The organism is Vibrio cincinnatiensis DSM 19608, from assembly GCF_900167345.1.
In the GTDB taxonomy this organism is placed as follows: domain Bacteria; phylum Pseudomonadota; class Gammaproteobacteria; order Enterobacterales; family Vibrionaceae; genus Vibrio; species Vibrio cincinnatiensis.
In genome coordinates this window covers 1-20,898 of the sequence record NZ_FUXB01000006.1, presented here as the reverse complement: position 1 = coordinate 20,898, position 20,898 = coordinate 1, and the positions used below count along the sequence as shown (strand labels likewise).

The following is a 20,898-nucleotide window of genomic DNA, read 5'->3' as shown; positions in this document are numbered from 1 at the left end:
TGATCAAGTATCATACAACAACCGGAAGCATGATAAAAAACCGCTAATTTACGGTTAGTGTCAATTATAATCAGGGTTAAACTCAAATAATGAAGCCAAGTTACCCATAGAGGGAAACATTAATAGGGGTAAGAAAAACATGAAAATGACCATGATCATGCTTTCGTTCACATCCTATAGAATCCGTAGAAAGGGGAGGATGCGACAAGGTGTTCATCCAACCACATTTCAGGTTCGGTTAGTAGAAAAATACACTCATGAAGTGTTCTCTTGATCATCGTTCCAAGACATAATTAAGTGTTACAACGAGAAAAAATCAAAATAAACCCAGGAGCTCTTCAGCGGTTGTGGATAAGTTGTGTGTCTAGCTTGATCATTGATCCTAGTGACTATTGATCATCGGTTCGAAGGCCTGATGATCATCGTTCAAGCTTTGTTTGATCATGCTTGCTAAGAGACATTGATCATCGTTGCGATATTGACATGATCATGCTTCTGAAAGGTAAAAATAAATATTATTTAAAATCAAATAGTTGCATTGGGTTTTTGCCTCAGATCATAGGATCATACTAATCAATACAGATCAGAATAATCAAAAAGATCAGTTAGTTAAAAACAGTAAATTTCTCTTTATTTATGATCACTTTTTCTTTATGCTCTTGGAACTATAGCGATATTACGGCTAGTGCAATACGGAATGAACATGATCTCTGAAGAAAAATTGCTGATAAACGCCCCCAGAAGCCACAAAGATGGCCATCTCTTTGAAGTTTCAGAAGCCGCCGTTGATTGGATTGAGCAATATCAGCATTTTAAAGGGGTTACAAAAAGTATTGTCGAACTGCTAAATTTGATTTCGTTACGTGGATTTCGTAGCAAAGATGGTTTGGTCTCCACCACCGAACTCATTGAAGCCACAGATGGTCAACTCACTCGAGCCGCCATTCAACAACGTTTAAGGGCAGCCGTCGCTATTGGTTTATTTAAACAAGTCCCTGTTCGTTTTGAAGAAGGGTTAGCAGGAAAAACCATGCTTCATCGGTTTGTCAATCCAAACCAACTCATTTCTGTACTCGGTTCGACCAGCTTAGTCACGGAATCAGTAAAACAAACAGAAAAGCGTAAACGTTCAAAAGCGTTGGCACAAACACAAGTCAACCAACGTTTATTGCATGAGCATGGCTTAAATACTCCCCCTGCGATGAAAGATGAAGCCGATCAATTTGTGGTTTCACCCACCAACTGGGCTGGAATTATCGACCAAGCATTAGCACCGCCACGAACTCGAAAAAGTTATCAAAAATCGATGGTATCGATTTCTGGAACGCGGGCCGTGATTGAGACGCGATCTTCTAAAAACATCATGACAGTTGATGATCTTATGACACTGTTTGCTCTGTTTACTCTCACCGTGCAGTATCATGATCATCATCAAGAAGAGTATCAACTCAACGCCAAATATGTACCGAATAAAACACCACTCTACATCACGGATATTTTGTCATTGAGAGGCAAAAAAGACAGTGGACCGGCTCGTGATTCCATCCGTGATAGCATAGATAGGATTGAATTTACGGATTTTCAATTGCATGAGTTAACAGGGCGCTGGCTCAGCGAAAATATGCCAGAAGGTTTTAAAAGTGATCGTTTCCGCTTTCTTGCTCGAACCATTACCGCCTCTGAAGAAGCGCCAACCGAAGGTAGCGATGGTGAGATCCGAATCAAACCCAATTTATATATCTTAGTGTGGGAACCTTCGTTTTTTGAAGAGTTGATGACCCGAGATTACTTTTTCTTATTTCCTCCTGAAATATTAAAACAACATACCCTTGTGTTTCAGCTCTACTCTTATTTCCGTAGCCGTATGTCTCGTCGTCATACCGATGTTATGCTGTTGAGCGAATTGAATCAAAAACTCGCTCGAAACATTGAGTGGCGGCGTTTTTCGATGGATCTGATCCGTGAACTAAGACGTTTGGCTGAAAAAGATAAAGCTGATGCTCCTTTCATGGTTAACCTATGGGGATACCATCTAACGGTAACTCCCTTGGTTGAAAAAGATAAAGTGGTTGATTATCAGGTCGACATTAAATGTGATGTCGAAGAAGTTTTACGGTACTCCCGTGCTAAAACCACCAATGCGGGTAAACGTAATATGGCTCCAACATTGCCCAACCCTCTGCGCAATGAAATGGTTTCAAAGCAAAGGTTAGATGAACTGTCAGAAATTATTGATGGTGAATTTGAACCAATCCAAAGGAAATCACCTTCTCCAAGAGGAAGGTTAGGCCGTCGGGTCAAGCAACGTAAGCATTTGGTTGAGATCAATGCAGATGAGATAACCATCACCTTATCGAAATATACTTCTCCAGAGGCGCTAGAGCGCAGTATTACCGCTCTTGCTGCCATGACTGGCCATGCACCATCATCGATTCGTGAAGAGTGCCAAGAGTTGATTGATAAGCTGGATTGGCTAAGATCGGATGATGAGGTCATTGCCTATGAAAAGTTAAGCCAACTCATCGATCTGTACAATAAACAGAATAGCGATAAGCATCTATCGATTGAGCGATTGATCTCTGGGTTAGCGGTTCGTCGAAAAGTGTGCAAGCTCGTTTATGAAGGGCATTTAGACGACACCGTATTTCGAGCATTGGATGATGTCGCTATCGGTATTTAGCCATCAATGAAAACCAACGAAACCTTGACTTGTTTTTGACAATGGTGAAGGCGAGAGGGCCGTATTATTCTTAGCGAATAGACAACCTTTTGTCCTATCTAAACATGGATAGATTGGCTCATATTATGACATTCTAATATGTATGTTGGCGAGTTCCCCCCAAGGGCTCGCTTTTTTTTATCTGAACCTTTACCTACCTATCTGTGATTTCCTTTCCGTTTATGTTCCCTTGATCATGCTTCCACTCTTCCTCACGAGTACCATCTTGATCACAAGTGCGATGGGATCATCTTGGGGCTGCAATCAGAAAGCTCAGTATTGATAAATAAAAATAGGGACTCAAGCCAGATCGGCCGGAGGGAGAAGCAATAAGAAATGAGAGATTGATCTGTTTTATTTTTTGAAGATAATTCCTCAAATGTACTTCTATAATTAAGGTTGAGCAAAAGATAATTGAGTGATTTGTCGATTAGATTCTCGAACTCTCGCTTTAGTCACACTCTGGCTTTAATCTGCTTAACAAGGTTTTCGCCTTTTGCTACAGATTACTTGTCCCTGGCATGGTTTGTTCGGAGGTTGCAATGTCTATAAATTCAATTGACCATGATGAAATTACAAATATCGCAAATAAGTGGGACTTCACGGATGAAGTAGAGACACAACGCCCAGTGAAAAATCTTAAGTCTGCCGAAGCTCGTCGTCGTATTGAAACACTACGAGAAATACGAGAAAGCGGCTTAACCATTGAGGAAGCAAAGGAATTGGGTCTACTTCACTAGAAGTGCCTAAATGGCGAATTGATAAGGGTGGCATTAGCCACCCTTTATTTTTTGCGGTTTTGTTGATTTTAGGGGGCTAAGGCAATATTTTGCTTCTGAATTTTGATCCTTTTTATGCTATATTCAGCCCCACGTTTGACTGATTGTAGATTTTCTCATGCCTTTTAACCTTGCATTACTAGACGCAGAGCAGAAAAATAAAATAGAGCTAGATAAACAGGCTTCTTTTTTAGTTTGGAAGATGAAGCAGGCAAAATGTGGACCTGATGTGGTTACCACACAGCTTTCCAAACTGGTTTCTGAGCAAGAAAAGGAATGGTTTCAACAGTCAGTGGATAAATATAAACGAATAATGGGTGTCGCGTAGCGTTCATTATTAAACAAAAGTGATCCATTTTTGTTTACCCGTCGCATTAAATTGAACTAGAGAGAACATCCCAATGGGAAGAAGTTTTGAAGTGCGCAAGGCCTCTATGGCCAAGACTCAAGGCGCAAAGATTAAAGTTTATTCCAAGTATGGTAAAGAAATTTACGTATGTGCAAAAAATGGTGGAACCGATCCAGACATGAACTTGTCCCTTCGTCATCTGATTGCAAAAGCGAAGAGAGATCAAGTTCCAGCACATGTTATCGAAAAAGCGCTTGATAAAGCGAGTGGTAGCGGCGGTGAAGATTATCAACCTGCACGCTATGAAGGCTTTGGCCCTGGTGGTGCAAGTGTGATTGTTGATTGCTTAACCGACAATGGTAATCGTACTTATCAAGATGTTCGCCAATGTTTTGTTAAAACGGGGGCAAAAATTGGTACACCAGGTGTTGTCGCGCATATGTTTGATCACCAAGCGGTGTTCCAATTTAAAGGCGATGATGAAGAATCTGTATTAGAAGCATTGATGATGGAAGATGTTGATGTGACTGATATTGAGTTAGAAGAGGGGGTGATCACCGTTTTTGCCCCAAACACAGAATTCTTTAAAGCAAAAACCGCGTTGGTGAATGCCTTTCCTGAATTAACTATTGATGTGGAAGAAATCACCTTTGTTCCACAAAACCAGACCGTCATTAGTGGCGAAGATGCAGAAAAATTCCAGAAGTTTCTAGACATGCTGGATGACTGTGATGACGTCCAACAGGTCTATCACAACGCTGATATCGCATAAGAAATGTAACGCCGAGTTTATCTCGGCTTTTTTGTCCCTGTTGATTGAAGCAAGTCGTACTTACCATCACTTATTTCAACCCATTTAATAAAAATAGACCTTCCCTTTCGCAGGAGGGATGGATTCGATGGCCTTCGTCTTCGATAATCTGGTTGAAGGCGGATAGAAAAATAAAAAGGAGTTTGTATGAAAGTCAGTTTCATTGGTTTAGGCGTTATGGGGTATCCGATGGCTGGGCATCTCGTTAATGCGGGATTTGAGGTCACCGTGTTTAATCGTACTAAAGAGAAAGCGTTAGCATGGGCAAAACAGTACGGTGGCAAAGCGGCCAATTCGGTGGCTGAATGTGTCGCACAAGCGGATGTGGTGCTTACCTGTGTCGGCAATGACGACGATGTCCGTAGTATGACCACTCATGAGCAAGGTGCTTTGGCTTACATGAAGCCGGGAGCCATCTTGGTTGATCATACCACCACCTCTGCTTTACTGGCCCAAGAAGTGGCAGAGGCCGCCGCTTTGGCTGGGATGGCATTTATGGATGCGCCCGTCTCTGGTGGACAAGCGGGTGCGGAAAATGGACAACTTACCATTATGTGTGGCGGTAATAGTGCGTTATTTGCTCATCTTCAACCACTCTTTAATGCCTATGGACGCTCATCGGTCTTAATGGGGGATGTCGGGCAAGGGCAAAGAGCAAAAATGGTGAACCAAATTTGTATTGCTGGCGTATTAAACGGCCTTTCAGAAGGTTTAGTATTGGCAAAACAAGCGGGGTTAGATATCCCCACTTTAGTTTCTTGCCTAAAAAATGGGGCTGCCGGATCATGGCAAATGGAAAACCGAGCCATCACCATGGCTGAAGAGCGTTTTGACTTTGGGTTTGCGATTGATTGGATGATTAAAGATCTCGGTTTTTGTTTAGACGAAGCAAAGCGGCAAGGAATCCAATTACCCATGACAGAAAAAACGGCTCAAAGGTATCAGGAGCTCTCTTCGCAAGGATTGGGGCGTATGGATACGTCGGTATTGATTAAAGCCTTCACTAAATGCTAATAGCAGGCTAAATGCGTGATTCGAAATGGAGGGGCGAACAGGTTCGCCCCCTTGAGTAAACTGAACTATATTTTGATAAGGAATTAGGCACATCGTTGAATAATAGCGAAAGCTGAGTAAGTGAGGCTGTATTATGCGAGTGATGATCATTGATGATCAGGCAACAAATCGAGAGTTATGTCGTATGATGCTCGCCTCGATTGCACAACACATCGAGCTCTTTGAAAACGGTCAACATGTGGTTCAGGCAATGGAACAAATGCCGATTTTACCCGACATTATACTATTGGACGTTATGATGCCGGTGAAAGATGGTTTTACTACCGCTCAGGAAATTCGCCATGCTTTTCCAAACCATCATATCCCCATTTTATTTCTCACCGTATTAGACGATCAAGAGTCATTCGCTCGCTGCCTTTCATTAGGGGATGATTTCATTCTTAAACCCGTTGAACAGTGTGTGTTGTTAGCTAAAGTACAAGCTCATTTTAGAATTGTGCAAATGCATCGGCAATTGAGGCAACAACATGATCAATTGCAAAGGTATCAAGACCGTGTGCAACAAGAATATGCGATTGCTGAGTCTATCTTTCAGCACCTTATGGATGAAATGAGTGTACAAATAGAACCGATTTACGGAATCAACTCCATTTCAAGCCCAACAACACTTTTTAATGGTGATTTAATCTTAGTGGCTCGGCGAAAGCATGGTGGTGCGTATGCCATGATCGCTGATTCGAGTGCCCATGGTCTTCCTGCGGCAATGGCGAATATCCCGGTGACCCGTGCTTTTTTTTCATTAGCTGAACAAGGGTGTGCGCTGAGCGACATGGTGACAGAATTAAACCAAAGATTGATTACTTTTTTACCGGATGAAATGAATCTTTCTGCACATTTATTTGAAATACACTCCAATGGGTTTGATGTGTCTTGGTGGGGAGGGGGAGGGCCGAGTGCTTATATCGTGTCACCTTCCGGTCAATTAGTTAAGCGACTAGTGTCGGTTCATCCTCCTTTGGGTGAACGTGTAGAGAATGCTTTTAATTGTGATATCAAGCATTTTAAATTAGAGCCGGGGCAGAAAATTTTTTGCTGTACGAGAAGTTTCATTGAGGTGACGGATGCGCAAGGAGAGCCATTTGGTGAATATCGTTTAGAGTGGTTATTGACTAAAAAAACAGGAACCCCAACACTAGATAGCTTGTATGAGGCGATTCATCATTTTTCTTCCACAGAACCAGAGGTTAATCTCTCTCTGTTAATGATGTCATTTCCGGTGATTAATGCCCAATCGGTTCCCTCATATCGTGAATCCTTCTTAAGTCCCATTCCATGTAAAAGTGAACTGAGTTTTCCTGCTGGTCTATTAAAGCAAGCGACGATCACAAATGAAGTTCGCTCTTTTCTCAAAGGCATCATTCATACTAGCCACCATTTAGACTTTCTTTGTGCCATTTTATCTGAACTCTTCTCCTATCTGATTGAGCAAGGGTTATTACATTTACCTATATCATTGAAGGAGGAACCTGAAGGCTTTGCTCGTTATCATCAATTGCGGGAATCGGCTCTTCAATCACTCAGTGATGAATGTTGCGCTACCTGTGAGGTGATTTATCACCCTCAAGATCAATCTATTCAATTTATTCTTTCTTGCCATCGTCAAGAGCAGGACTTCTTTGAAGAGGCACCAATGGCAAATAACGATTTCCTATTTGCTTCTCAATTATGTGAATCCCTGAATTATCGTCAGGAAGATAAAACGATCCACGCTATTTATCGATTTGATACCCCTGCTATTTTTCCTGATATTGCTCATTTTGTACGTTGATGAATGGCTATTTTTTATCACTTTGGCGATATTTCATCGTAAAAAATAGGCGAGTCTCTGTCTGGTTCAAGCGAAAAATACGCCCATCAAGTGATGTAACCCTTACTCTGAATATTGAATGATTTAGCTGAGTAACGATTTTTTATACACTGCGTAATAAATGGAAAGAGTGCCGTAAGGTGGAGCAAGATGTGGAAGGATTTCATTGCCCTCTCGGAAGATAAAAAATGTGTCATGGCATGTTTACCGAGTTATATAGCCGTAAATCAAGAACTGAGTAAAACGGGCCTGACGGAGTCATTAATTAGAATTGGAGCGGGTAAATTTTATGTGCTGGATGACGCCGTTAATCGGTTCATCAATAGTGTAAAAGAAGGGAAGAAAGCGGCTCGTGAAGGCATTGTTATCGCTGAGCAAAGAAATGCGACGGTTGAGGTGGTGGTGAGTGAGCAAGATATGCTCGCCACGATGGTGGTTACGGGGGCCTATGGTGGCAGAGGCTTATATGGTAGTGAGTTGGTACACGCTCTTGCTAAAACGTACGTGATTAAAGGGATTAATAAGCTGGCGTTAAAAAAAGTGCTCGTGATGAGCAACACCCTTAAACCCGGAGAAGTGTTTACTCAGCCAGTTGCTCAGGGGAAAGAGGCGGTTCAGGGGCAAGATGTGCAATTTATTCCATTAGTGGAAGATGTGACAACCCGTATTCTCGCTCCTCAAAAGAGCCAAGGGACACAAAAAGTGGATATGCGTAACTTGGGGGAAACGGTAACCATTGGTGAAAATGAGCCAGTGATGCGTCGTAAGCCTTCTACCAAAGGTGAACCCGGTTATACGGTATTAGGTAAAGTGATCCCAGCTAAGCCAGGTAACGATGCTGCATTAGTGGCAGGAAAAGGCACGCATATTTCGCCAACCGATCCCAATTTACTGCTGGCGAGCCTTTCGGGTATGCCCATTATTAAGAATAAAACCGTCGATGTGGAAAACGCTCTTTGCTTGAATAATGTCAGTGTAGCCACTGGTCATGTTAAGTTTAAAGGGAGTGTGGTGATTGCTGGTGATGTTGAACCCGGAATGATTGTACGAGCAACAGGGTCGATTACCATCGGTGGATTTGTTGAATCAGCAGATGTACAAGCTCAAGGCGATATAGAAATCGGGAAAGGCATTATCGGGCATACGGTGTTTGATGATGAGCCTAAAACCTGTATTGTCAAATCGGGGGGAAGCATTCGAGCCAATTATGCTCAATTTTCTGAACTGCAAGCATCGGAAAATATTCAACTTTCGGTACACAGCATGAGTAATTCTATTCGTTGTGGTAACGATCTTATTGTGCTCGATAAAAATGAAAAACAGGGCACATTGAGCGGTGGTTCAGCAAAGGTGGGGGGGAAGATCATCTGTTTAAATTTAGGCGTCGAAGGTGATGCGGCAACGACCGTTGAAGCTTTTGCTCGGTATGGATGGTACAAAGATAGAATCACTAAGCATAAAGAGCACTATAAGCAAGCCCAAGAAAGAACGATGGATGTGATCCGCCGTGAACTCGAGTTTAAGAAACGGCCGAAAGCGGAACGTACTGAAGAAGAATGGGGTGAGATTGACCAACAAAAGCTACAAGCCAGTGAACACATGGAAAGAGTGAAAGAAGCCGTTGAGCTATTGACTGACGAATTTGAGCAAATGCTGGAAATCAATACTATTGAAGCAAAAGGTAAAATTTTTACCCACGTGACGCTGCAGTTCGGAGATGAAAAGGTCATGACTAAACGGGTTCATGGGCCCTCGATCGTCTCTTTTAACCAATATGAAATCCAGCTTTCATCCAAATTGGGTGAAGAAGATATTGGTATATAGCGTTTTTATAACATTTCGTTAGCGTGACGTTTGTTCTCTACTTGAGATCTGCTCTTTATCAGCGCACAATCGGCAGAAAAATAAGGAGTAGAAATGGATCTTTCAGACATTCGCCGTGAATACACCCGAGGAGGGCTGCGGAGAAAAGACTTATTGGTTGACCCGATTGACCAATTTAACCTTTGGCTTGAGCAAGCGATTCAGGCGCAATTAACAGACCCAACGGCAATGACAGTGGCAACGGTTGATGAACAAGGTCAGCCATTTCAACGGATTGTGTTGCTAAAAAATGTAGATAAGCAAGGGTTTGTATTTTATACCAACTTGGCAAGCCGAAAAGCTCAGCATATTGAGCATAATCATCGAGTTAGTCTACACTTTCCTTGGCATCCGATTGAGCGACAAGTGCATATCACTGGCGTGGCGGAAAAGTTGACTGTGTTTGAAAATATGAAATATTTCACTTCTCGCCCTAAAGAGAGCCAGCTCGCGGCGCTTGCTAGTCGACAAAGTAGCCGGATTTCTGCTCGTGGTGTACTGGAAGGTAAATATCTTGAGTTAAAACAAAAATTTGCTAAAGGGGAAATCCCTGTCCCAAGTTTTTGGGGCGGATTTCGCATTCGTCCTCACAGTCTGGAATTTTGGCAAGGTGGAGAGCATAGGCTGCATGATCGCTTTCTTTACAGCCAAGCGGAAGGTGAATGGCAGATTGAGCGGCTAGCGCCATAGTCAGAGGCCAGCTAGGGTACTTTATTCATTACTTTGTCCCTAGCTGGGTTTGCGAGCGTTATAATTCGCGGAGTACACGAAAGCCGACATAGTTTGCGGATGTAGACGGAGCAACAAAGAGCTGGCTATAAGCTTTTGCCATCTCTGGTGAAAAACTCCATGCTCCACCTTTTACCACGCCGCGTGTATCATTCGTCCATTGCCACACATTACCTACCATATCGTAGAAGCCGAGTGGGTTAGTGGAAAAGGCACGAACGGGTGAAGTGCTTTTGTTTGACCATGGTGTCCCAGCCCAGCCCGTATTGGCTTGTCCCGCACTGAAATGATTCCCCCACCAGTAATCCATTTTACTTCCAGCTCGAGCCGCGATTTCCCATTCATCTTCACTTGGGAGGCGGTACTTAAAGCCCGTTTGTTGAGATAACCAACGCGCATAAGCGTTAGCATCATTTTGGCTAACACAAACGGCAGGGGATTGAGCGGTTTGGGTAAACCCTGGTTTTTTCCAATAGTGACCAGAAATGGGGACAATCGCGGTTTCTTTTACTGATAAACAAATATTTTTTAATTCAGCATCGGTTTTATAACCGGTTTGCTGAATAAAGGTGCTGAATTCTCCAACCGTAATTGGCGTTGCACTTAATGCGAAAGCATGATCAAGGCGCACTTGACGAGCAATATTTTCACCGAGTAAATATTGCCCCTTTAACAAGGTGATCATTTCTGGTGCGTGCTGATTATTTTTTAACGTATCAGCAAATTTATCACCGGCTTTTAACTCGTTTATTTTTTCATGTAAAACGGCACGTAGTGTTTGGTCGGAGGTTAGCGCTACTTCCTGACGAAAAGATTGATACCCTTCTTTTTCCACCACGACTAAGTGTTTACCTGCCGGTAGCATGACTTCTGTTGGTGAGCTGCCATAGCGGATACCATTAATGGTGACATGGTCATTATATTGATTGGAACGCACTACTAAATTGAGCCAAGCCACTTCTTGTTGTTTGGTTTGCTGGTTTTCACCGGGAGCAAAACAATATTGAGTTTCAATATTTAGTAAAGAGCAAGGGGCTATCGCCGCAGGCCTTGCTTCTAATTGGGTTTCGATAACTGTCTGAAATTTATTACCATTATAAAAGCCAGACTCGAGTATTTTATAATTCAACAAATGGATATTAAGTGAGATATTAGCAAGGTGCTGTTTTACTAAAGAGGATTCTGTCGTTTCATCAATTAGCCAGGCTTGGAACTGTTTTACGGCTTTTTGTTGCGCTAATTCGAGGGTTTGTTGATCACACTGTTGTAGCGTCATTGAAGCATGACAAACATTGGTAAAACTGACCTTTTGGGTTCCTACCTGTTTTAGTTCAGTACGCAGACGTTCACTACGAGCTCGTAGTTTATCTTGTTTTAATTGCGTTATCTTTTGTGCAATCACGTCTTGATTGGTTTGCAACTGTGACAGGCGAGTTTGTTGCTCTTGTAAGGCTTGCTCTGCAGCGAGCTTATCTTGTTGATTTTTCTTAACTTCGGCCCAAGCGGCTTGATAAGCATTTTGGGAAGCACCAATATTCAATTCTGGCTCATCGATCATTTTTAGATAATCATGTTCAAGATGCGTTTTGGCACTATTAAGCTGAGCCTCGAGTGTTTTGGCTAACTGTGCTAGGCGTTCCAGCTCTGCTTGCTGATTATCAACGATGGTATGCTGAGCTTGGGTCTCTTTTTGGGCCTCTTGCCATTGTGTCTGGTGACTAAATAGTGCGTCATCAATAGCCATGACTGAGGAAGGTGAGCTTTCAGCCATAGTAAGTGTGGACGTTGCCACTAAGCAAGGTGAGAGAGCGAATAACAGAGCGGGTAAACCTAATCGCATTGTTGCCTACTTCAGTTAAATTTTTGAAAATGGTTGGCACTATTCTAAACGAAAACGCCGTTCTATCAGAAGTCATCTTTCAATAACTTAAGATCCAAACGGCGTTTTAGCAACAGCTTTGTGAAATCAGGCGATAAAATCGCCTTGCTGTGAGAAATTATTCACCTTTATTGGGGCGAAGTTTTACCCAAATAGTGTCGTTTCCGTTAATGGTGACGACACGGTTATAAGTTTCGAACCCGTCTTTGGCTACGGTAATTTGGTGTCTTCCCGCAGGTAAAACGATTTCAACGGGAGTGCTACCGTACTGGATACCATTAATGGTCACTAGGTCATGGTATTGATCAGAACGTACGGTGACATTGGCCCACTGTTTGTTATCACTTTTGCTTGTCTTAGTCTCTGTTGAGTTTTTTAAACAGTACCGAGTCGAGACATTCAGCAATTTACAGGCCGCAATGGCTTCGGGTTTGGCTTGTAGCTGAGCTTGCATTTGAGTGAAGTATTCATTATTACCTTCAAAACCACTGCGAATGGTTTGGCTCTCTTGAACATGAATGTTCAGTTCCACACCCCGCAGATTTTGTTTCGCAATAACGGATTCAGTGAGTTGATCCAGTAATTGATCTCGGAAGGTATTGACTGCTCTTTGACGAGTAAGAAGTTGCCCTTGGTTAGCACATTCTCCTAGTGTCATGCTGGTTGAACAGGTCGTCCGAAAACTGGTTTCTAGCACCTTACTTTCACGTAATTCGGCGTCTAAGCGTTTCACTCGTGCTTCGATTTTGCTTTCTTGCAGGTTCGTAAATTCTGTTTTCAGCCGTGCATGTCTTTGTTTCATTTGTGACAGACGCATATCGCTTTCTGTTATGGTCTGTTGATTCAACAATTGTTCGGATTGATTTTGTTTTACATCCGTCCAAGCTTGTTGATAGCGCTGCTGAAAAGAGACTAAATCGGTATCTGGGTCTTCAAGAAGGCGATTATATTGTTTATCCAGCGCCGATTTTGCACGATTTTGTTTCGCTTGAAGCTCTTCGCTCTCGCGTTGTAGACGTGCCTGCTCATTTTTTAATTGTTGAAGCTTAATTCCTTCGGTTTCAAATTCTGAGGCAATATTTTCAATTTCATTTTGTTTGATGCTTATTTTTTCATCAATGGCCGCCACAGGATCTACCTGTGTCATTTCTTCAGCGGACACCGATGCAGATACCCAAAAAGGGCTTAGCGCAAGCAGTAGCGCTGGGAGGTGATATTTGATCATTAGGTCCCTGCAACAATTCATATAGCCACGATTTCGTGGCGAAAGACAAACTTTTGACAGCATAGTAGTACGCTGACTCATCGTAAAAATTTCCAACTTCAAAGCACAACAGTATACAAAATCATACAATTAGGTCACTGATTTTGTATATTTTATAATGGTACACACCTCATTTTGAGCAGATTCTTAAAATATGCAAGCTCCGATTTTCGATCTGCTTTAACGTTTTTTAATTGAACACTCATTGACCGTAATTTATGTGCACTTGATCATTGTTCCGCATCGTGATTGGTGAAGATTTCTTCTCGGTCGGACGAGATTTAAGCCATGAGATAAAAGATCAAGAGAGAATGTGTGTCGTTTTGGCTTCCGCTTAAACTGTTATATTATGCCAAGAGGTCCTCGCATGAGATAACGATCATGAACCTTTCTTCACTGAATTTCTCATTAGAATCACCGACAAGAGCCAAACTTTTGTCGCCTCGCCCTGCTGAGCTCATCACTTTACCTTCTTATATGGATTGTCATGAGCACAGTTACCCACAAATTGTCATTGGGTTGAAAGGGTTGGCTGAATTTGAGGTATCGGGCGTTGCGAATATCGTCGGTTCTGGTCAGGGGTGTGTGGTGACATCAAGTACCGATCACGCTTTTGGGAGTATGGGAAATCAATCGGATATTTTGGTGTTGAATCTGCCTCAGCCTAAAGAGGATGACCCATTAACACTACAAAAAATCAATGAATTGTCTCAGGTTGACATTTATTTCCAGCTAGATAGTTCGATTCAAAAACTGATTCAGATGTTAGTGTTGGAAATGCGAGCCAGCCCTGATGATTTACTCCTAAGCCGAGCTTGCAGTGATACCGTCTTAGCATTGTTGTTACGCCATATTTCGGCCTTTAACGTTCATCGTAAAGACTCTCGCTTTGATTTAGAGGCCATTGATCGTTATGTCGAACAGCATTTAAGCCGACGAATTTCTATTGCTCAACTTGCTGGAAGTGTCTATTTAGGTGAGAGCCAATTCCATCAACGATTTAAAGAGCAAGTCGGAATAACGCCGCACCAATATGTTTTAAACAAACGAATAGAGATGGCGAAAATTTTGATTGAAAAAGGGCAGTTCAATCTTGGGCAAATCGCTGAATTAACAGGGTTTTCTAATCAAAGTTCCTTTACTCATACTTTTTCACGCCTTCAAGGGATCTCTCCTTCTCAGTATAAAAAAAGCGGTTATCGGTAATGTCGTTCTTACTTTTTCCGGATTTTCTGATGACCGTTCTCTTTTTGTGGGTGGATACGGCGTCATTGATAATCAATTGCTGTTTTATATGAATAAAGATGATGTGATTGTGTTTCTATTTTGTTAAATTGCCGAGTTTTCAATAAAAATATCGGAGTTTTTGACAAGTATTCCTCATGCACTCAAAATACACTGCTAGCCATTGTAGGAAATTCGAGCCTATCTGCTCGGATGTGAGATTGAGGAAAACGCATGTTTACAGCAACGGATGTGTTGATTCCAGAATTTGTTGAGCAACCCCTTAGCAAACTCTGGATGCAGATCTCGCCACTTTATATGGTGGACGAATCTCAATGGCTAAAGCAGTTACTTCCCCTTGCGATGCCAAGTGAAGCGGAGCATTCCGCCATCACTCATCAAACGACTCATTTGATCGAAGCGATACGCCGAGATAAGAAAGCCATACAAATGATTGATGCACTTCTGCTTGAGTACAGTTTAGATACACAGGAAGGCATTTTACTTATGTGTTTGGCGGAAGCTTTGATGCGAATTCCGGATAAAGAGACTGCTGATGCCTTTATTAAAGATAGGCTGAGTGTCGCAGATTGGACATCGCATTTAAAAAATTCAGATTCCGTGTTTGTTAATGCATCCACTTGGGGGTTAATGCTAACGGGTAAAGTGATCGGGTTAGATCACAGTGATGCTCGTAGCCCACTTCAAGCGTTAAATCGGTTAATCAGTAAACTCTCTGAGCCAGTTATTCGTCAGGCTATGCATCAAGCAATGAAGATCATGGGTTACCAATTTGTGCTGGGTCGTACTATTGCGGAGGCGCAAAATAATGGTCGAACCATGCGTGAGCAAGGCTATTCCTATTCTTTTGATATGCTTGGCGAGGCAGCGCTGACCCAATGCGATGCTCAGAAATACGCTCAAGATTATCTACAAGCGATTGAGGCCGTTGGGCAAGATAAAGACTGTACCCATGGTCCCGCTCCCTCTATTTCAATCAAGCTCTCAGCATTGCACCCTCGCTATGAAGTGGCAAATTACTCTCGAGTGATGACCGAGCTTTACCAAACGTTACTACAGTTGCTGGGGCGAGCAAAAGCCTTGGATGTAGCGATCACCATTGATGCTGAAGAAGCCGATCGGCTTGAGCTTTCTTTACAACTCTTCGAAAAAGTGTATCGCTCTGAATCTGTTCGAGGTTGGGGAAAGTTTGGATTAGTGGTGCAAGCGTATTCTAAACGAGCCTTACCGACTTTAGTTTGGTTGGCTGGGCTTGCTAAGCAGCAAGGAGATTTGATCCCTGTACGTTTAGTGAAAGGCGCTTATTGGGATAGCGAGATAAAATGGTCACAACAAGGTGGCTATGAGAACTATCCTGTTTTTACCCGTAAAGAAGCAACGGATGTTTCCTATTTGGCTTGTGCCCGTTTTTTACTGAGTGATCCGGTTCGTGGGCATCTTTTTCCACAGTTTGCCAGTCATAATGCTCAAACCGTTTCCGCTATTGCTGTTATGGCTACCCATCAAGATTTTGAATTTCAACGCTTACATGGCATGGGAGAAGCGCTCTACAAACAGGTCATGGCGACCTATCAACAACCCGTACGCATTTATGCTCCGGTGGGTAGCCATAAAGATCTTCTGCCTTATTTGGTTCGCCGATTGCTCGAAAATGGTGCCAACAGCTCATTTGTCCATCGTTTAGTCGATGCTCGTTGTCCAGTTGAAACACTAACGGCTCATCCAGCTCAGCAGTTACTGACATTTGAGACGTTACATAATCGTCGGATCCCTCTGCCTCCTGATATTTTTCCTGAACGAAAGAATGCTTATGGCATTAACATCGATATTGAAAGTGAAGCCAATCCCTTTACACAACAAGTTGAGCGCTATTTAAATCAGCAATGGCAAGCGGCTCCTATTTTGAATGGAGAATCGCAACTCGAAAGCATGATCAAGGCTAACATCCTACCTAACGTGGTGACCGCACCGTATGATCGCCAAATTCAAGTTGGCCATGTTTTTCATGCTACCCATGATCATGTTTCCGTAGCAATAGAGAACGCTCAAGCTGCATTTGCTCATTGGAACCAAACACCGGTGCATCAACGGCGGGAAAAGCTGGAAAAATTGGCGGATTTATTAGAAGACAATTTGCCAGAACTTTGCGCCTTGTGTCACCAAGAAGCGGGGAAAACCATCCATGATGCGATTGATGAAGTGCGAGAAGCGGTTGATTTTTGTCGCTATTATGCCAAACAAATCGAGCGGTTATCACCCGTTGCCATCACTGGATTTGATGGGAAAAATCGGCAGGCTTCTCGCCAAGGGCGGGGGGTTTTTGTCTGTATCAGCCCTTGGAATTTTCCACTGGCCATTTTCCTTGGTCAGATTACCGCGGCTTTAGTGGCGGGGAATACGGTAGTGGCAAAACCCGCAGAGCAAACCAGCCTCATTGCTGCCCGTGCGATAGCTTTGATGTTACAAGCGGGTTTTCCTCATGATGTCATTCAATTTGTCCCTGGTCGAGGTTCATTAATCGGTCAAGCGTTAACCTCTCATCCCTCGATTGCTGGCGTGGCTTTTACTGGTTCGACCGCGACCGCACAGCGGATCAACCAAACCTTGGCCGAGCGGGAAGCCGACCCGGTTCCCTTTATTGCGGAAACAGGGGGACAAAACGCCATGATTGTAGACAGTACCGCCTTACCAGAACAAGTGGTTAGAGATGTGCTACGCTCGGCGTTTGCATCGGCGGGTCAGCGCTGTTCAGCGCTGCGAGTGCTTTTTGTTCAGCAAGATATCGCGGATCGCATTATCTCGTTAATTCAAGGGGCGATGCAGGAGTTATCCGTTGGCCTTCCTTACCTGCATACTACCGATATAGGTCCAGTGATTGATGAAAAAGCCAAACTGGGTTTGCTAAAGCATATTGACCATATGACGAAAACACAGAAAAAAGTCGCGCAACTCACTTTAAGTGAAGCGTGCCAGAAAGGCGATTTTGTTGCCCCAACGGCATTTGAAATTTCGGGTATTGATTGCTTAAGTGAAGAGCAGTTTGGCCCGATTTTACATATTGTTCGCTATCAAGCCAAAGAGCTGCCTCAAGTCGTGCAACGTATTAATGCTACCGGTTTTGGTTTGACGATGGGGATTCATAGCCGTAATGAAACAACTTATCGCTGGATAGAAAAACATGCTCGGGTTGGGAACTGTTACATTAACCGAGATCAAGTGGGGGCGGTCGTTGGGGTGCAACCTTTTGGTGGGCAAGGTTTGTCGGGTACCGGACCAAAAGCCGGAGGGCCTCATTATTTATACCGTTTTACTCAAGTGAAGTATCACTAACTGGCTGAGCGAGGATTTTACTTATGGTACATCAAGTCACCTGTTTTACTGATGCTTTATTGGCTTGGGAAAACTGGAACTTTACTTCTTTTGATACAAGATGTGAGCACTTACTTTCTCTTAAATATGAATTAGAACAAGAGAAGGAAAATTCATCTTGGTTCATAACCTATCACCTTGAACATGCTTCTGCTTTGCTTGCTCAGCCTTATGGCTTGGTTGGGCCAACGGGTGAGAGCAACGAACTTTATACTGCGGGGCGCGGTGTAGCGTTGATTATTCAAGAGGAGCAAAGCCAAGCTGGGCAGTCGGCAGCGGTTGCTCAGATCGTGTGTGCCCTCGTGGCTGGCAATAGTGTGATTGTATGCAGTGACGATCATGGAATGACAACCGCACTCCATTCTGCTGTGCAACAGGCTTCGCTACCGGTTCATCTGTTGCAGTTAACTTCATTAGATGCCTACCAAACCTTAATTGAATCAGAGGTTGGTTGTGTTGGTTATGTTGGACATCGAGAACGAGAGCGTCGGCTTAATCGACAATTAGCGAAACGTTCCGGTGCCGTTATTAATCTCATTTCTGAAACCGATTTTATCCAGCTACCTACCGCTCATGATCCACATTTATCGCTGCGTTTCATTACCGAGCGCACGCGAACGATAAATATTACTGCTGTCGGGGGAAATGCGACATTACTTGAGTTAGGCAGTGAAAGCCATTAATCCCTTGCTGCTTCTCCCTTGATGGTTGAGGGAGTGACAGAAAGCGATCTTATAAATAGAGGAAATATCAATGGAAAATAGCTTTGCTATTACGACAACCTTCATCATTTATTTAATGATGATGTTGGCTATCGGTGTGTTTGCTTATCAGCGAACCAAAAACTCAACGGATTACTTTTTAGGGGGGCGTTCTCTCGGTCCGTGGCCGGCAGCGTTGTCTGCTGGGGCTTCTGATATGAGTGGTTGGCTGTTGTTGGGATTACCCGGTTATGCTTATGCCGCTGGAATAGAAGCCTTCTGGCTTGCTGGTGGGTTATTGGTGGGAACTTGGGCAAACTGGTTGATCACTGCCAAACGTTTACGGACCTATAGCATTACTACAGACTCTCTCACCTTGCCTGAGTTTCTATCTCGTCGATTTAATGATAAATCGAAACTCATTCAAACGATTTCTGCTTTCTTCATTCTTTTATTTTTCCTTTTCTATACCAGTTCTGGTTTAGTTGCGGGCGGAAAATTGTTTGAAACCGTTTTTGGGCTCGACTACACCACCGCGGTGATAATTGGAACAATTTGCGTTGTGTCTTATACCTTATTTGGGGGGTTCCTTGCCGTGTCCTGGACCGATCTCGTTCAAGGATTACTAATGGCTGCCGCTTTGTTGATTGTCCCTATTGCGGCCATGAACGGAGGGTTTGAGCAGCTAGAAAGTGATTTAAATGCCATTAATCCACAACTGTTGACTTTATGGGATGATATGAAAGGTCAACCGTTGTCCAGTATTGCGATTTTGTCTTTAGTCGGTTGGGGTTTTGGTTACTTTGGTCAGCCACATATTTTGGCGCGTTTTAAAGCGGCTCGCTCAAACAAAGATCTTACCACCGCCCGTTGGATTGCGGTGAGCTGGACGGCATTGTCTATGTTTGGTGCGATGTTAGTGGGAATGGTGGGCTTAGTGTATGTCACCAATAGTGGTGCTATGCAGCTAGATGATGGTGAGAAAATTTTTATGCTACTGGTCAATGCGATTTTCCATCCGGTGATTGCTGGCATTTTGTTAGCGGCGATTTTAGCCGCGATCATGAGTACGGCTGACTCACAATTATTGGTTTCTTCATCGGCTCTCGCGGAAGATTTCTACAAACAGGTCTTTAAACAAGAAGCCAGCTCTGAAGAAGTGGTGCGCGTTGGACGTTTGGCTGTGGTTTTGATTTCGATTGTGGCCTTAATTTTAGCCATGACACCAGATAGCTCTGTACTGGGTTTGGTTTCTTATGCGTGGGCTGGGTTTGGTGCCGCTTTTGGCCCTGCACTGGTGTTAAGCCTTTACTGGTCTCGGATGAACCGTAATGGTGCTTTGGCTGGCATTATTGTTGGTGGGGTAACAATCGTGCTTTGGAAACAATTAACGGGGGGATGGTTTGATGTGTATGAAATTATACCCGGTATTGTTTTCTCGACAGTGGCTATTGTGTTGGTGAGCGGTTTATCTTCTGAGCCCGAAGAAACGGTTAAATCACAGCACCTTCGTTTTAAGAAGCAACTGGTTGAACTCGAATAAACGAGATTTTGCATGGTTTTCTTACTGCCCCGCATAATATTGCGGGGCTTTTTTGTATAGAGAAAACCCCCAGCTAGGCTGGGGGTTCCGTAAAGCTTTCAGCTATAAGTCAGTTATAAAACCCCTTTCAATTTGTTAAAACACTTTTGCGGTCTGGCAACTGCAAGAGTTAAACGAGAATTGAAAGGGGGTCCCAATGGGGGACGAAAAGAGCTTAGCGCATACGCGTTGGAACTGTAAATACCACATAGTCTTTGCACCGAAGTATCGGCGACAGGTGTTTTATGGAGAAAAACGTAGAGCCATCGGAGAGATATTAAGGAAGCTATGTGAATGGAAGAATGTGAACATTCTTGAAGCGGAGTGTTGTGCCGACCATATCCACATGCTTTTGGAAATTCCGCCCAAAATGAGTGTTTCCGCGTTTATGGGTTATTTGAAAGGTAAAAGTAGTTTGATGCTTTATGAGCGCTTTGGTGATTTGAAGTTCAAATATCGGAATCGAGAATTTTGGTGTCGAGGTTATTACGTAGATACGGTCGGTAAGAATACGAAGAAGATCCAAGATTACATAAAGCACCAGTTGGAGCAGGATAAAATGGGAGAACAATTGTCGATCTCCTATCCAGGAAGCCCGTTTACGGGCCGCAAGTAATCATCATATGCAAATGTCAGATCGATATGCGCCTGTTAGGGCGCTGCCAGTAGAAGAGCCTTATAGGCGCATATGAAAAACCACCGGCTATGCCGGTGGATACTTTTTTTT

At 43.3% G+C, this 20,898-nt stretch carries 15 protein-coding genes; 13 read left to right on the top strand and 2 right to left on the bottom strand.

Annotated elements, in window-relative coordinates; genetic code table 11:
* Positions 1 to 703: 703 nt before the first annotated feature.
* From B5D54_RS06795 to pdxH, 8 genes are all read left to right on the top strand, one after another.
* A complete protein-coding gene (locus tag B5D54_RS06795; protein ID WP_078925782.1) occupies positions 704 to 2,680 on the top strand; it encodes a replication initiator protein RctB domain-containing protein in 1,977 nt (658 codons plus the stop codon).
* A gap of 581 nt (positions 2,681 to 3,261) precedes the next feature.
* Positions 3,262 to 3,459, top strand: coding sequence for a PA3496 family putative envelope integrity protein (locus B5D54_RS06790; RefSeq protein WP_078925781.1), 198 nt, complete (start codon positions 3,262 to 3,264; stop codon positions 3,457 to 3,459).
* Between the two features lie 157 nt (positions 3,460 to 3,616).
* Positions 3,617 to 3,826, top strand: a complete 210-nt coding sequence (locus B5D54_RS06785; RefSeq protein WP_078925780.1) for a DUF3283 family protein — start codon at positions 3,617 to 3,619, stop codon at positions 3,824 to 3,826.
* A 73-nt stretch (positions 3,827 to 3,899) separates the two neighbouring features.
* Positions 3,900 to 4,619: a YebC/PmpR family DNA-binding transcriptional regulator gene (locus B5D54_RS06780; protein WP_078925779.1), complete on the top strand. Its 720-nt coding sequence runs from the start codon at positions 3,900 to 3,902 to the stop codon at positions 4,617 to 4,619.
* A gap of 186 nt (positions 4,620 to 4,805) precedes the next feature.
* Positions 4,806 to 5,672 (top strand): NAD(P)-dependent oxidoreductase, encoded by an 867-nt coding sequence (locus tag B5D54_RS06775; RefSeq protein ID WP_078925778.1) that lies wholly within the window; start codon positions 4,806 to 4,808, stop codon positions 5,670 to 5,672.
* A gap of 142 nt (positions 5,673 to 5,814) precedes the next feature.
* Complete coding sequence (locus tag B5D54_RS06770) at positions 5,815 to 7,500, top strand: response regulator (RefSeq protein WP_172459864.1); 1,686 nt, start codon at positions 5,815 to 5,817, stop codon at positions 7,498 to 7,500.
* A gap of 189 nt (positions 7,501 to 7,689) precedes the next feature.
* Entirely contained in the window at positions 7,690 to 9,363 is a 1,674-nt protein-coding gene (locus tag B5D54_RS06765; protein WP_078925776.1) for a flagellar assembly protein A, read from the top strand.
* Between the two features lie 93 nt (positions 9,364 to 9,456).
* Entirely contained in the window at positions 9,457 to 10,092 is a 636-nt protein-coding gene (pdxH, locus tag B5D54_RS06760; protein ID WP_078925775.1) for a pyridoxamine 5'-phosphate oxidase, read from the top strand.
* 58 nt (positions 10,093 to 10,150) lie between these two features.
* Here pdxH and B5D54_RS06755 read toward each other — a convergent pair whose 3' ends face one another.
* Positions 10,151 to 11,971 carry an SUMF1/EgtB/PvdO family nonheme iron enzyme gene (locus B5D54_RS06755; protein WP_078925774.1) on the bottom strand — a complete coding sequence of 607 codons (1,821 nt, stop codon included), beginning with the start codon at positions 11,969 to 11,971 and terminating at the stop codon, positions 10,151 to 10,153.
* A 157-nt stretch (positions 11,972 to 12,128) separates the two neighbouring features.
* Positions 12,129 to 13,235, bottom strand: a complete 1,107-nt coding sequence (locus tag B5D54_RS06750) for a PEGA domain-containing protein (RefSeq protein WP_078925773.1) — start codon at positions 13,233 to 13,235, stop codon at positions 12,129 to 12,131.
* 420 nt (positions 13,236 to 13,655) lie between these two features.
* Between B5D54_RS06750 and B5D54_RS06745 the strand changes: the two genes are divergently transcribed.
* From B5D54_RS06745 to tnpA, 5 genes are all read left to right on the top strand, one after another.
* Positions 13,656 to 14,480 carry a helix-turn-helix transcriptional regulator gene (locus B5D54_RS06745; protein WP_078925772.1) on the top strand — a complete coding sequence of 275 codons (825 nt, stop codon included), beginning with the start codon at positions 13,656 to 13,658 and terminating at the stop codon, positions 14,478 to 14,480.
* 252 nt (positions 14,481 to 14,732) lie between these two features.
* Entirely contained in the window at positions 14,733 to 17,849 is a 3,117-nt protein-coding gene (putA, locus tag B5D54_RS06740) for a bifunctional proline dehydrogenase/L-glutamate gamma-semialdehyde dehydrogenase PutA (protein ID WP_078925771.1), read from the top strand.
* 23 nt (positions 17,850 to 17,872) lie between these two features.
* Positions 17,873 to 18,571 carry a 1-pyrroline-5-carboxylate dehydrogenase gene (locus B5D54_RS06735; protein ID WP_078925770.1) on the top strand — a complete coding sequence of 233 codons (699 nt, stop codon included), beginning with the start codon at positions 17,873 to 17,875 and terminating at the stop codon, positions 18,569 to 18,571.
* Between the two features lie 70 nt (positions 18,572 to 18,641).
* Positions 18,642 to 20,132 (top strand): sodium/proline symporter PutP, encoded by a 1,491-nt coding sequence (gene putP, locus B5D54_RS06730; protein WP_078925769.1) that lies wholly within the window; start codon positions 18,642 to 18,644, stop codon positions 20,130 to 20,132.
* A 196-nt stretch (positions 20,133 to 20,328) separates the two neighbouring features.
* The gene (gene tnpA / locus B5D54_RS06720) at positions 20,329 to 20,787 is read left to right on the top strand and encodes an IS200/IS605 family transposase (protein WP_032468702.1); all 459 of its coding nucleotides are present in this window, start codon (positions 20,329 to 20,331) and stop codon (positions 20,785 to 20,787) included.
* Positions 20,788 to 20,898 lie beyond the last annotated feature (111 nt).